Raw genomic sequence first — 12,378 nt, forward strand, 5'->3', positions numbered from 1 at the left:
CGCTGTAAAGCGGCCTTTTTTATTGCCTGCGTCTGGCGACGAGAGTGAACTTGTAGTCGTCGGTATTGAACACGTTGCGGCTGTATTCAAACACCCGTCCGTCTTTCAGGAACCCGCGGGAGACTTTTTCCAGGATCGGCTTTGCCGGATCGAGCGACAGCGCGGCGATCGCCTCCTCTGACGGCATGATCGGCATCAGCTCCTGCTCGCTGCGATCGATAACCAGCTTTTTGATCTGCTCAACGTAGTGATATTTCGAATTCTCCATCACTTCCCAGGTGAGGTCGGGAAACATGGCCAGCGGCATCCATGTCTCCTCCAGGTTCACCGGCTTCTGCTTGATGAAACGCACGCGCTTAACGTGCCAGACCTTATCTTCCACGCCAACCGCTAATGTTGCCGCCAGCCGCGCATCGGCTTTCACCACTTCAAAGATTTTGACATCACTGTGCGTATCGACATGACGATCCGCCAGCTTTTCGTAAAAGCCGGTGAGCTGATAAATATCGTAATTAACGCGCTCCTCTTTTTTTACATAAGAGCCGCTGCCCTGAATACTTTCGATGATCTGCTCATCGGCGAGCAGTTTCAGGGCCTGCCGCACGGTGACGCGGCTGACGCGAAACGCCTCCTGAAGACTGGACTCCGTCGGCAGCGCGTCTCCGGGTTTTAATTCCCCGGCGTTGATTTTCTCGCGGAACGCATCGGCTATCTGCCGGTACATCGGTTTGTTGCCCATTTTATCGCGCCTGCTTAATACCTTTTCAGGGAATTATGCATTCAACTGATGATTTGTAAATAATACAATTAAAATACAAATTTGGCTTTTAGTGAAAGTGATCACATAAATGTATTATCAGGTCTGCCAGAATCCTCCCCAGACAATAACTCTGTATAGGTGAGGATCTTTATGAACCTGACGACTCTGACCGATCCGCGTGCTGTTTGCGTTAAGGCGCAATTTACCCGCCGGGATGAGGCAATCCGTCAGCTTACGGCGCGGCTGGTGGCGCTGGGCAAAATCGCTGATGCCGATGCGTTTCTGGAGGAGGTGTTTCATCGGGAATCGCTTGGGCCGACCGCGCTGGGTGAAGGACTGGCCGTTCCTCACGGTAAATCAGCCGTCGTGAAGGAGGCGGCTTTTGCCGTGGCAACTTTGCGAGAACCGCTTGCATGGGAAGGCGTGGACGGGCCGGAAGAGGTTGAGCTGGTTTTTCTGCTCGCCATTCCGCCAGCAGAAGCGGGTTCGACCCATATTCAGGTGCTGACGGAGCTGACGTCTCGCCTGGCGGATGACGATCTCAGGGCGCGCGTGATGGCTGCTACCACGGCGGAAGACGTGCTTGCTGCGCTTGAAGCTGCCCCTGACACGGAAGAGGCAGCCGTCGCGCTGAATGCCCCGACAATCGTCTGCGTGACCGCCTGTCCGGCCGGGATCGCGCATACCTATATGGCCGCAGAGTACCTGGAAAAAGCGGGACGCAAGCTTGGCGTCAACGTGGTGGTCGAAAAGCAGGGGGCGAACGGCATTGAGGGGCGCATCACCGCGCAGCAGCTTCGTGAGGCCAAAGCGTGCATTTTTGCCGCAGAAGTGGCGATCAAAGAGAGCGAGCGTTTTCAGGGGATCCCCGCCATCTCTGTGCCCGTCGCGGAGCCTCTGCGCCATGCTGAAGCGCTTATTGAGCGCGCGCTGGCGCTGCAGCCTGCATCCGATGCGCGTCCTGCGCATGTCGATACCGAAACGAAAAAGAGCGTTAAAACTGAACTCAAGCAGGCACTTCTCAGCGGTATCTCTTTTGCGGTGCCGCTGATCGTCGCTGGCGGTACGGTGCTGGCCGTGTCGGTACTGCTGGCGCAAATCCTGGGTCTGCAGCACCTGTTTGACCAGGAAAACTCGTGGCTGTGGATGTACCGCAAGCTTGGCGGCGGCATGCTCGGCATTCTGATGGTACCTGTTCTGGCGGCCTATACCGCGTATTCGCTGGCGGATAAACCTGCGCTGACGCCGGGCTTTGCGGCCGGTCTTGCTGCCAATATGATCGGCTCCGGTTTTCTGGGCGCTATCGTCGGTGGGCTGATCGCGGGCTATCTGATGCGCTGGGTGAAAAACCACATCCGGCTCAGTAGCCGCTACAACGGCTTTCTGACCTTTTATCTCTATCCGGTAATTGGCGTGCTGGGCGCGGGCAGCCTGATGCTGTTTGTGATTGGCGAACCGGTGGCCTGGCTCAATAACACGCTCACCGTCTGGCTTAACGGACTCTCCGGCGCGAATGCGCTGCTTCTGGGGGCAATCCTCGGGTTTATGTGCTCATTCGATTTGGGTGGCCCGGTCAACAAAGCCTCTTACGCGTTTTGCCTGGGGGCGATGGCGAACGGCGTTTATGGTCCTTACGCAATCTTTGCCTCCGTCAAAATGGTATCGGCCTTTACCGTGACAGCGTCGACGATGCTGGCGCCGAAGCTGTTTAAACCGTTTGAAATTGAAACCGGTAAATCAACGTGGCTGCTCGGCCTGGCGGGCATTACCGAAGGGGCGATCCCGATGGCGATTGAAGATCCGCTTCGCGTCATTGGCTCATTTGTGCTCGGCTCCATGGTAACAGGCGCGGCTGTCGGTGCGATGGGGATCGGGTTGTCTACCCCGGGGGCCGGGATTTTCTCTCTCTTTTTACTTCACGATGCCGGGTTGGGCGGTGTGGTTGCGGCGGCGGGCTGGTTTGGCGCGGCGCTGGCGGGGACCGCTGTCTCCACGTTTGTTCTGCTGCTCTGGCGACGCCAGGCGGTAAAAAAGGGCAAGTACCTCACAGAAGACGCCATACCGTAAAAACTCACAAAACAGGAAACGAAGATGAAAGCTGTATCTCGCGTTCATATCACGCCGCATATGCACTGGGACCGTGAGTGGTACTTCACCACTGAAGAGTCGCGCATTCTTCTGGTCAATAATATGGAAGAGATCCTGACCCGCCTGGAGCAGGACGACGAGTATAAATATTACGTCCTTGATGGCCAGACGGCGGTGCTGGAAGATTATTTTGCCGTCGTGCCCGAAAACCGCGCACGGGTAAAGGCGCTTGTGGAGCGCGGAAAACTGATTATCGGCCCCTGGTATACCCAGACCGATACCACGATTGTCAGCGGCGAGTCGATTGTCCGCAACCTGATGTACGGCATCCGGGACTGTATGGCGTTCGGCGAGCCGATGAAGATCGGCTATCTGCCGGATTCGTTTGGTATGTCCGGCCAGCTTCCGCATATCTATAACGGATTTGGCATTACCCGGACGATGTTCTGGCGCGGCTGCTCGGAACGACACGGGACCGATAAAACCGAATTTCTCTGGCAGAGCCAGGACGGCAGTGAAGTCACGGCGCAGGTGCTGCCGCTGGGCTACGCGATTGGTAAGTACTTACCGGAGGACGAAGCCGGCCTGCGAAAACGGCTCGACAGCTATTTCGACGTTCTGGAAAAGGCCTCCGTCACCAAAGAGATTTTGCTGCCCAACGGTCACGATCAGATGCCGCTGCAGCAGAACATTTTCTCCGTGATGGATAAGCTGCGTGAAATCTATCCGCAGCGTCAATTTGTAATGAGCCGCTTTGAAGAGGTGTTTGACCACATTGAGGCACGCCGCGATGAACTGGCGACCCTGAAAGGGGAGTTTATCGACGGGAAATACATGCGCGTGCACCGGACAATCGGCTCCACGCGCATGGATATCAAAATTGCCCATGCGCGTATTGAGAACAAAATTGTCAACATCCTCGAACCGCTGGCGACGCTTGCATGGACGCTGGGCTTCGATTATCACCACGGCCTGCTGGAGAAGATGTGGAAAGAGATCCTTAAAAACCACGCTCACGACAGCATCGGCTGCTGCTGCAGCGACAAGGTGCATCGTGAGATTGTCTCTCGTTTTGAACTGGCTGAAGACATGGCAGATAACCTGGTGCGTTTCTATATGCGCAAGATTGTCGACAACATGCCGCAAAGCGACGCCGACAAACTGGTGATGTTCAACCTGATGCCCTGGCCGCGTGAAGAGGTGATGAACACCACGATTCGACTGCGCGCCAGCCAGTTCCGTCTGTTGGATGATAAAGGCAACGAGATCCCGTATTTCATTCGCAGCGCGCGCGAGCTGGACCCTGGTCTCATTGACCGGCAGATTGTCCATTACGGTAATTATGAGCCGTTTATGGAGTTTGATATTCAGATCAGCCAGATACTGCCGTCGATGGGCTACCGTACGCTGTTTATCGAGCCAAACGTGGCCGGGAAGGTGGTCTCTCCGGTGATAAACACCGAATCCTTGCTCGAAAACGCCTTCTGGCAGATTGATTTAAATAACGACGGTACGCTGCGCCTGCGCGACAAAGAAACCGGGCTGATTTATGACCGGGTGCTGGAAATCGAAGAGAGTTCGGATGATGGCGATGAGTACGACTACTCGCCTTCGCGGGAAGAGTGGAGACTCACTTCAGCGCAGGGCGAGCATCAGGTCGAGGTTATACACGAAGGCTGGCAGAGCAGGGCGGTGATTCGCCATCAGATCGCGGTACCGGCTAATCTGGCCGAACGCGCGGCGGGTCAGCGAAACGGGTCTCTCGGCGCTGAGGTTGAAATCACGCTTAGCCACCACAGCAGACGTATTGATGTGGCGGTGCGTCTGGATAATCAGGCTGACGACCACCGCGTTCGCGTGCTGATCCCAACGCCGTTTACAACCCAGGGCGTGTTAGCGGATACGCAGTTTGGCACCCTCACTCGTCCGGTGCAGGATGCGGCGATGGAAAACTGGCAGGAGGAGGGGTGGAAAGAAGCGCCGGTTCCCGTCTGGAATTTACTCAACTATGCCGTCCTGCAGGAAAAACGAAACGGGCTTGCGCTGTTCACCGAAGGACTACGCGAGTTTGAAGTAGTAGGCGAGAATAAAAAAGCCTTTGCCCTGACCCTGCTGCGCGGCGTGGGGTTACTCGGGAAAGAAGATTTGCTGTTGCGCCCCGGTAGGCCTTCAGGAATCAAAATGCCTGTTCCTGACTCCCAGGTGCGCGGTTCGTTAAGCTGTCGCTTTAGCCTTTTCAGCTTCAGTGGTACGCCGGAAAACGCGGGCGTCGCGCAGCAGGCTAAATCGTGGTTAACGCCGGTGCAGTGCTATAACAAAATTCCCTGGGACGCGATGAAGCTTAATCGCTCGTCGTTTACCACGCCGGAAAGTTACAGCCTGCTGGCGCTTTCGCCCTCGGGATGCGTGCTCAGTACGCTCAAAAAGGCTGAAGATCGAGACGAGCTCATTCTTCGTCTGTTCAACCCTTCCGAGTCCAGCGCATGTGACGCGACGTTATCCGTGGGTCCGACCGTGAAACGGTGCTGCGAAACGGACATGAATGAACGGATAATAGACAATCGTGAAGAAGAGGGCATCGTCGGGGCGTTCAGACCGGGACAGTCACGAACCTTCAGCATTCTTCTTGCCTGAAAACCGCTGACACGATCAAAAGGCCGCAGAGTTTGCGGCCTTTTTTCATTAAATAGTCACGCTTCGGTGTTAACTTCCGGGATAATAAAAGTAAATTAAATGTAATTTCTAAGAGTTGCAAAAACAGAATGGAAAAATAAACTGGCCCAGCTACGCTTATTGTTTGTCCCGCTTCGATAGGGCATTTTTCTCTCGCGTTAATTAAAATCACTTCTGTTTATATTTTTTTTGGTCTTCGATAACCAATCGCATCTTTGCATGCACATATCATTAACATGGTTTTTACCATTCTCACCGCAGCTAAACATGATTAACATCAAGACCGGTTTTTGATTTAAATCAAAGTTTAATGCTTGGAAAAAGATGCCGAAAAGCGCTAAATTGTCCCCGATCAAAATGGCCGAAAAGTGGTAATTTTGCTATAAATTGATCGCCGTCGAAAAACGTAAATGTGATTCAATAAAAACCTGTTTATTGTAAGGGTTTTGCAGCGTATTATATTTGCGGGATCAATTTGAGTTTTTTATTAACCTATTTGTAACCTGTCGTCATCGTTTTTATCCTTCTCCAGGGTAATAACGACGACCAGGATGCGAATAATTTGTATTGGGGCATGCGTGTGAATCTCTTTCTGACGGGGTTCACTCTCGGAGTCTTCATGCGATGAGCAAGGAGTCATAATGTTAGACGTAGTCGAACTGTCGCGCTTACAGTTTGCCTTGACCGCGATGTACCACTTCCTGTTTGTGCCGCTGACGCTCGGTATGGCGTTCCTGCTGGCAATTATGGAAACGGTTTACGTCCTCTCCGGCAAACAGATTTATAAAGATATGACCAAGTTCTGGGGCAAGTTGTTCGGTATCAACTTCGCGCTGGGCGTGGCAACCGGTTTGACCATGGAGTTCCAGTTCGGGACTAACTGGTCTTACTATTCCCACTATGTAGGGGATATCTTCGGTGCGCCGCTGGCCATTGAAGGCCTGATGGCCTTCTTCCTCGAATCCACCTTTGTAGGTCTGTTCTTCTTCGGTTGGGACCGTCTGGGTAAAGTTCAGCACATGGCCGTAACCTGGCTGGTGGCATTAGGTTCGAACCTGTCCGCGCTTTGGATCCTGGTGGCGAACGGCTGGATGCAGAACCCGATCGCGTCTGACTTCAACTTCGAAACCATGCGTATGGAGATGGTCAGCTTTGCCGAGCTGGTCCTGAACCCGGTTGCTCAGGTTAAATTTGTTCACACCGTGGCATCTGGCTACGTGTGCGGCGCGATGTTCGTGTTGGGTATTAGCTCCTACTATATGCTGCGCGGTCGTGACTTCGCGTTTGCCAAGCGCTCCTTTGCTATCGCTGCAAGCTTCGGTATGGCTGCAATCCTCTCCGTTATCGTTCTGGGTGATGAATCCGGTTACGAAATGGGTGACGTGCAGAAAACCAAACTGGCCGCTATCGAAGCCGAATGGGAAACCCAACCGGCGCCTGCTGCCTTTACGCTGTTCGGTATTCCCGATCAGGACGCGCAGGAAAACCGCTTCGCCATCCAAATCCCTTACGCGCTGGGTATCATCGCAACCCGTTCTGTCGATAAGCAGGTAACGGGTCTGAAGGAGCTGATGGTTCAGCACGAAGAGCGTATCCGTAACGGTATGAAGGCTTACTCGCTGCTGGAACAGCTGCGTGCCGGCTCTACCGATCAGGCCGTTCGCGATCAATTTAACGACGTGAAGAAAGACCTGGGCTACGGTTTGTTGCTGAAACGTTATACCCCGAACGTTTCTGATGCGACGGAAGCACAGATTCAGATGGCGACCAAAGACTCGATTCCACGCGTTGCGCCACTGTACTTCGCATTCCGTATCATGGTGGGCTGCGGCATCATCATGCTGCTGATCATTGCGGCGTCCTTCTGGTCCGTGATTCGTAACCGCATCGGCGAGAAAAAATGGCTGCTGCGCACCGCGCTGTACGGTATTCCACTGCCGTGGATCGCGATTGAATCCGGCTGGTTTGTAGCGGAGTATGGCCGTCAGCCATGGGCGATTGGTGAGGTACTGCCAACGGCGGTCGCGAACTCTTCCCTGACGGCAGGCGACCTGATCTTCTCCATGCTGCTGATCTGTGGTCTGTACACCCTGTTCCTGGTGGCTGAACTGTTCCTGATGTTCAAGTTCGCGCGCCTTGGCCCAAGCAGCCTGAAAACCGGTCGCTATCACTACGAGCAGTCCACTGCGACTACTCAGCCGGCACGCTAAGACAGGAGTCATCAAATGATCGATTATGAAGTATTGCGTTTTATCTGGTGGCTGCTGGTTGGCGTTCTGCTGATCGGTTTCGCCGTCACGGATGGTTTCGACATGGGGGTGGGGATGCTCACCCGTTTCCTCGGTCGTAATGACACCGAGCGTCGAATCATGATTAACTCCATCGCCCCTCACTGGGACGGTAACCAGGTGTGGCTGATCACCGCAGGCGGCGCGCTGTTCGCTGCCTGGCCGATGGTCTACGCGGCTGCGTTCTCCGGCTTCTATGTGGCGATGATTCTGGTGCTAGCCTCTTTATTCTTCCGTCCGGTCGGTTTCGACTACCGTTCCAAGATTGAAGATACCCGCTGGCGCAACATGTGGGACTGGGGCATCTTCATTGGTAGCTTCGTTCCACCGCTGGTGATTGGTGTGGCATTCGGTAACCTGCTGCAGGGCGTACCGTTCCACCTCGATGAATACATGCGTCTTTACTACACCGGCAACTTCTTCCAGTTGCTGAATCCGTTTGGCCTGCTGGCCGGTGTGGTGAGCGTGGCGATGATCATCACTCAGGGCGCAACTTACCTGCAGATGCGTACTGTGGGTGAACTGCACCTGCGTTCCCGTGCTACTGCTCAGGTGGCGGCACTGGTGACGCTGGTTTGCTTCGCTCTGGCAGGCGTGTGGGTGGTGTACGGTATTGATGGCTACGTGGTGACGTCTGCGATTAACCACTCGGCACCGTCTAACCCGCTGACCAAAGAAGTGGCGCGTCAGGCTGGTGCATGGCTGGTGAACTTCAACAATACCCCTGCGCTGTGGGCGATCCCGGCTCTGGGCGTGCTGCTGCCGCTGCTGACCGTGCTGACGTCTCGTCTGGAGAAAGGTGCTCTGGCATTCGTGTTCTCTTCACTGACGCTGGCATGCATCATCCTGACGGCGGGTATTGCCATGTTCCCATTCGTCATGCCATCCAGCACCATGCTGAATGCTAGCCTGACCATGTGGGATGCAACCTCCAGCCATATGACGCTGAACTTAATGACTTACGTTGCTTGCGTGTTCGTTCCGATTGTTCTGGCATACACCATCTGGTGTTACTGGAAAATGTTCGGTCGTATCACCAAAGAACATATCGAAAGCAACACCCACTCTATGTACTAAGTAAGGAGCTGAATATGTGGTATTTCGCATGGATTTTAGGGACGCTTCTTGCCTGTGCTTTTGGTGTCATCACTGCCCTGGCGCTTGAGCACGTCGAAGCGACCAAAGCGGGTGAAGAAAAACACTGATGAATATTATCGCGAAGCTTTACGCGGTAATGGATAAGCGCCCGTTAAGGGCGCTTTCTTTAGTGATGGCATTACTGCTGGCAGGCTGTATCTTCTGGGACCCGTCGCGCTTTGCGGCAAAGACCAGCGAGCTTGAGATCTGGCACGGCTTCCTCATCATGTGGGCAGTGTGTGCCGGGGTGATCCACGGCGTGGGCTTTCGTCCGAAAGCCGTTCACTGGCAGGGAATTTTTTGCCCGCTGATTGCCGATCTGGTGCTTCTCGCCGGTTTGATTTTCTTCTTCTTCTGAATAAGAAATGTCCGTTAACGTTATGGGCTTACCCGAGCCCATAAAAATTTACTCTCCGTTTACTTTCCCCCATTCCAAACCATCTTCCCCGCGCGTATAGTAGCGAAGTTTAAAAGCTCTAACTTTTGTTGCATTACTGGGATGTAAAGTGAATACAACGCTGTTTCGATGGCCGGTTCGTGTCTATTACGAAGATACCGATGCCGGTGGTGTGGTTTACCACGCCAGCTACGTTGCTTTTTATGAACGGGCACGCACAGAGATGCTGCGCCATCATCACTTTAGTCAACAGGTGCTGTTGGCTGAGCGAGTTGCCTTCGTGGTACGCAAGATGACGCTTGAGTATTTTGCGCCTGCCAGACTCGACGATATGCTCGAAGTCCAAACTGAAATTACATCAATGCGCGGGACCTCACTGGTTTTCACGCAGCGGATAGTCAACGCAGAGAACACCGTACTGAACTCAGCTGAAGTACTGATTGTTTGTGTTGATCCAACCATAATGAAGCCTCGTGCGCTTCCTAAGTCTATTGTCGCGGAGTTTAAGCAGTGACTGACATGAATATCCTTGATTTGTTCCTGAAGGCAAGCCTTCTGGTTAAACTTATCATGTTGATTTTGATTGGTTTTTCAATCGCGTCCTGGGCCATCATTATCCAGAGAACGCGTATCCTCAATGCAGCTGGCCGTGAAGCGGAAGCATTTGAAGATAAGTTCTGGTCGGGTATTGAACTTTCTCGCCTGTATCAGGAGAGCCAGGGACGCCGTGAAAACCTGACCGGCTCCGAACAAATTTTCTATAGCGGATTCAAAGAGTTCGCTCGTCTGCATCGGGCAAACAATCATGCGCCGGAAGCCGTCGTGGAAGGGGCATCGCGTGCGATGCGTATCTCCATGAACCGCGAGCTGGAAAATCTTGAAACGCACATTCCTTTCCTCGGCACCGTGGGTTCTATCAGCCCGTATATCGGTCTGTTTGGTACCGTGTGGGGGATCATGCACGCCTTTATCGCGCTGGGCGCGGTGAAGCAGGCGACGTTGCAGATGGTTGCACCGGGTATCGCTGAAGCACTGATTGCGACCGCTATCGGTCTGTTTGCGGCAATTCCGGCGGTAATGGCTTACAACCGTCTGAACCAGCGCGTGAACAAACTGGAACTGAACTACGACAACTTTATGGAAGAGTTCACTGCGATTCTGCACCGTCAGGCGTTTACCAGCACCGAGAGCAACAAGGGGTAAACCATGGCCAGATCGCGTGGACGAGGTCGTCGCGAGCTCAAGTCCGAAATCAATATCGTGCCACTGCTGGACGTTCTGCTGGTACTGCTGCTGATCTTCATGGCAACAGCGCCCATCATTACCCAGAGTGTGGAAGTCGATCTGCCGGATGCGACAGAATCACAGGCGGTGAGCACCAATGACGATCCTCCGGTCATCATTGAAGTTTCCGGCGTAGGGCAGTACAGCGTGGTGGTAGAGAAAGATCGTATGGATCAGCTGCCACCTGAGCAGGTTATTGCCGAAGCGCAGCGTCGCCTGGAGTCAAATCCGAAAACGGTCTTCTTAATCGGTGGCGCGAAAGACGTACCCTACGATGAAATTATTAAAGCGCTGAACTTGCTACATAGTGCGGGTGTTAAGTCTGTTGGCTTAATGACTCAACCTATTTGATCATCCGCGTAGTTTTTGGGAACCGATAGTGTCAAAGGCAACCGAACAGAACGACAAGCTTAAGCGAGCGATAATCGTCTCCGCAGTGCTGCACGTTATTCTTTTTGCAGCGCTGATCTGGAGTTCGTTCGACGAGCATATTGATGCATCAGCAGGCGGCGGTGGAGGGTCTTCCATTGACGCCGTAATGGTGGATCCCGGTGCGGTAGTGCAAAACTATAATCGCGAACAACAGCAGAAGGCGAGTGCCAAACGGGCTGAAGAGCAGCGTGAAAAACAGGCGCAACAGCAGGCGGAAGAGCTGCGTGAAAAGCAAGCCGCCGAGCAGGAGCGTTTGAAGCAGCTTGAGAAAGAACGTTTGCAGGCGCAGGAAGCCGCGAAAGCGCAGGCGGAACAGCAGAAGCAAGCCGAAGAGGCCGCGAAGAAAGCGCAGGAACAGCAAAAGCAGGCGGAAGAGGCGGCAGCAAAAGCCGCAGCGGATGCCAAAGCGCAGGCTGATGCCCAGGCAAAATTAGCGGCAGAAGCGGCGAAGAAAGCGGCTGCCGATGCCCAGAAGAAAGCTGAGGCCGAAGCCGCGAAGAAAGCCGCTGCGGATGCCCAGAAGAAAGCCGAAGCGGAAGCCGCGAAAAAAGCCGCTGCTGACGCACAGAAGAAAGCTGAAGCCGAAGCCGCGAAGAAAGCCGCTCAGGACGCAGAGAAGAAAGCGGCTGCCGAGGCTGCGAAGAAAGCCGCTGCGGCTGAGAAGGCTGCTGCCGAAAAAGCTGCCGCCGCTGAAAAAGCCGCTGCTGATAAAAAAGCTGCAGCTGAGAAGGCCGCTGCCGATAAGAAAGCCGCTGCTGAAAAAGCGGCTGCTAAAAAGGCTGCTGCCGCTGAAAAAGCCGCGGCCGCCGCAGGGGTTGACGATCTGCTGGGGGATTTAAGCTCCGGTAAGAATGCACCGAAAACGGGCGGTGGTGCGAAAGGAAACAACGCAGCGCCGACCGGAAGTGGTAACACTAAGAGTAACGGTGCGACAGGGGCTGAAATCAACGGCTATGCCGCGCAGATTAAATCGGCGATTGAAAGCCGGTTCTACGATGCGTCTTCCTATGCCGGTAAAACGTGTACGCTGCGTATAAAACTGGCTCCGGACGGCATGCTGCTTGATATTAAGTCTGAAGGTGGCGACCCGGCTTTATGTACTGCGGCTCTGGCTGCAGCGCGTCAGGCGAAGATGCCTAAACCGCCTTCTCAGGCAGTCTACGAAGTCTTCAAAAATGCGCCGCTGGACTTCAAACCTTAAGTTACATTTTCCCCGTGCAAACGGGGAAAAATAGACCAGGTTTAGTCACAGGGTTCGGGTAGTTTTGTCTATTTGAGTTTGTTAACATTCTGCTAAATTATCGTGGGTAAGGTTACCC

Annotated in this window: 11 protein-coding genes; 10 read left to right on the top strand and 1 reads right to left on the bottom strand. The window is 53.9% G+C overall.

Translation table 11 applies throughout. The features are described 5' to 3' along the window. Positions 1-19: 19 nt before the first annotated feature. A complete protein-coding gene (locus tag DG357_RS06730) occupies positions 20-739 on the bottom strand; it encodes a GntR family transcriptional regulator (protein ID WP_028012382.1) in 720 nt (239 codons plus the stop codon). A gap of 171 nt (positions 740-910) precedes the next feature. On the opposite strand from DG357_RS06730, the gene mngA reads away from it, so the two are divergent. The 10 genes from mngA (at position 911) to tolA (ending at position 12,260) form a co-directional block, all read left to right on the top strand. Then, positions 911-2,827, top strand: coding sequence for a PTS 2-O-a-mannosyl-D-glycerate transporter subunit IIABC (gene mngA / locus DG357_RS06735; RefSeq protein ID WP_088205144.1), 1,917 nt, complete (start codon positions 911-913; stop codon positions 2,825-2,827). Between the two features lie 24 nt (positions 2,828-2,851). Further along, the gene (gene mngB, locus DG357_RS06740; RefSeq protein WP_088205143.1) at positions 2,852-5,482 is read left to right on the top strand and encodes a mannosylglycerate hydrolase; all 2,631 of its coding nucleotides are present in this window, start codon (positions 2,852-2,854) and stop codon (positions 5,480-5,482) included. Positions 5,483-6,162: 680 nt separating this feature from the next. Further along, the gene (cydA, locus tag DG357_RS06745; RefSeq protein ID WP_045261075.1) at positions 6,163-7,731 is read left to right on the top strand and encodes a cytochrome ubiquinol oxidase subunit I; all 1,569 of its coding nucleotides are present in this window, start codon (positions 6,163-6,165) and stop codon (positions 7,729-7,731) included. A gap of 15 nt (positions 7,732-7,746) precedes the next feature. Next, a complete protein-coding gene (cydB, locus tag DG357_RS06750) occupies positions 7,747-8,886 on the top strand; it encodes a cytochrome d ubiquinol oxidase subunit II (RefSeq protein ID WP_028012386.1) in 1,140 nt (379 codons plus the stop codon). Between the two features lie 14 nt (positions 8,887-8,900). Beyond that, positions 8,901-9,014, top strand: a complete 114-nt coding sequence (gene cydX / locus DG357_RS06755) for a cytochrome bd-I oxidase subunit CydX (RefSeq protein WP_003858598.1) — start codon at positions 8,901-8,903, stop codon at positions 9,012-9,014. Further along, positions 9,014-9,304 carry a cyd operon protein YbgE gene (gene ybgE, locus DG357_RS06760; protein ID WP_008501100.1) on the top strand — a complete coding sequence of 97 codons (291 nt, stop codon included), beginning with the start codon at positions 9,014-9,016 and terminating at the stop codon, positions 9,302-9,304. Before cydX ends, ybgE begins: the two co-directional genes overlap by 1 nt. Before the next feature lie 148 nt (positions 9,305-9,452). After that, complete coding sequence (gene ybgC, locus DG357_RS06765; RefSeq protein WP_003858593.1) at positions 9,453-9,857, top strand: tol-pal system-associated acyl-CoA thioesterase; 405 nt, start codon at positions 9,453-9,455, stop codon at positions 9,855-9,857. Further along, positions 9,854-10,546, top strand: a complete 693-nt coding sequence (gene tolQ / locus DG357_RS06770) for a Tol-Pal system protein TolQ (RefSeq protein WP_008501101.1) — start codon at positions 9,854-9,856, stop codon at positions 10,544-10,546. The genes ybgC and tolQ overlap by 4 nt, the downstream gene beginning before the upstream one ends. Before the next feature lie 3 nt (positions 10,547-10,549). Continuing rightward, a complete protein-coding gene (gene tolR / locus DG357_RS06775; RefSeq protein WP_003858589.1) occupies positions 10,550-10,978 on the top strand; it encodes a colicin uptake protein TolR in 429 nt (142 codons plus the stop codon). Positions 10,979-11,006: 28 nt separating this feature from the next. Continuing rightward, the gene (tolA, locus tag DG357_RS06780) at positions 11,007-12,260 is read left to right on the top strand and encodes a cell envelope integrity protein TolA (protein ID WP_028012388.1); all 1,254 of its coding nucleotides are present in this window, start codon (positions 11,007-11,009) and stop codon (positions 12,258-12,260) included. The last annotated feature ends 118 nt before the right edge of the window (positions 12,261-12,378 follow it).

The organism is Enterobacter bugandensis, assembly GCF_900324475.1.
GTDB classification, from domain to species: domain Bacteria; phylum Pseudomonadota; class Gammaproteobacteria; order Enterobacterales; family Enterobacteriaceae; genus Enterobacter; species Enterobacter bugandensis.

What these genes read in the sequence shown, in the direction of transcription:
- tolR (WP_003858589.1), top strand. Translation starts at nt 10,550, where the DNA reads ATGGCCAGATCGCGTGGACGAGGTCGTCGCGAGCTCAAGTCCGAAATC.
- mngB (WP_088205143.1), top strand. Translation starts at nt 2,852, where the DNA reads ATGAAAGCTGTATCTCGCGTTCATATCACGCCGCATATGCACTGGGAC.
- ybgE (WP_008501100.1), top strand. Translation starts at nt 9,014, where the DNA reads ATGAATATTATCGCGAAGCTTTACGCGGTAATGGATAAGCGCCCGTTA.
- cydB (WP_028012386.1), top strand. Translation starts at nt 7,747, where the DNA reads ATGATCGATTATGAAGTATTGCGTTTTATCTGGTGGCTGCTGGTTGGC.
- cydA (WP_045261075.1), top strand. Translation starts at nt 6,163, where the DNA reads ATGTTAGACGTAGTCGAACTGTCGCGCTTACAGTTTGCCTTGACCGCG.
- cydX (WP_003858598.1), top strand. Translation starts at nt 8,901, where the DNA reads ATGTGGTATTTCGCATGGATTTTAGGGACGCTTCTTGCCTGTGCTTTT.
- DG357_RS06730 (WP_028012382.1), bottom strand. Translation starts at nt 739, where the DNA reads ATGGGCAACAAACCGATGTACCGGCAGATAGCCGATGCGTTCCGCGAG.
- mngA (WP_088205144.1), top strand. Translation starts at nt 911, where the DNA reads ATGAACCTGACGACTCTGACCGATCCGCGTGCTGTTTGCGTTAAGGCG.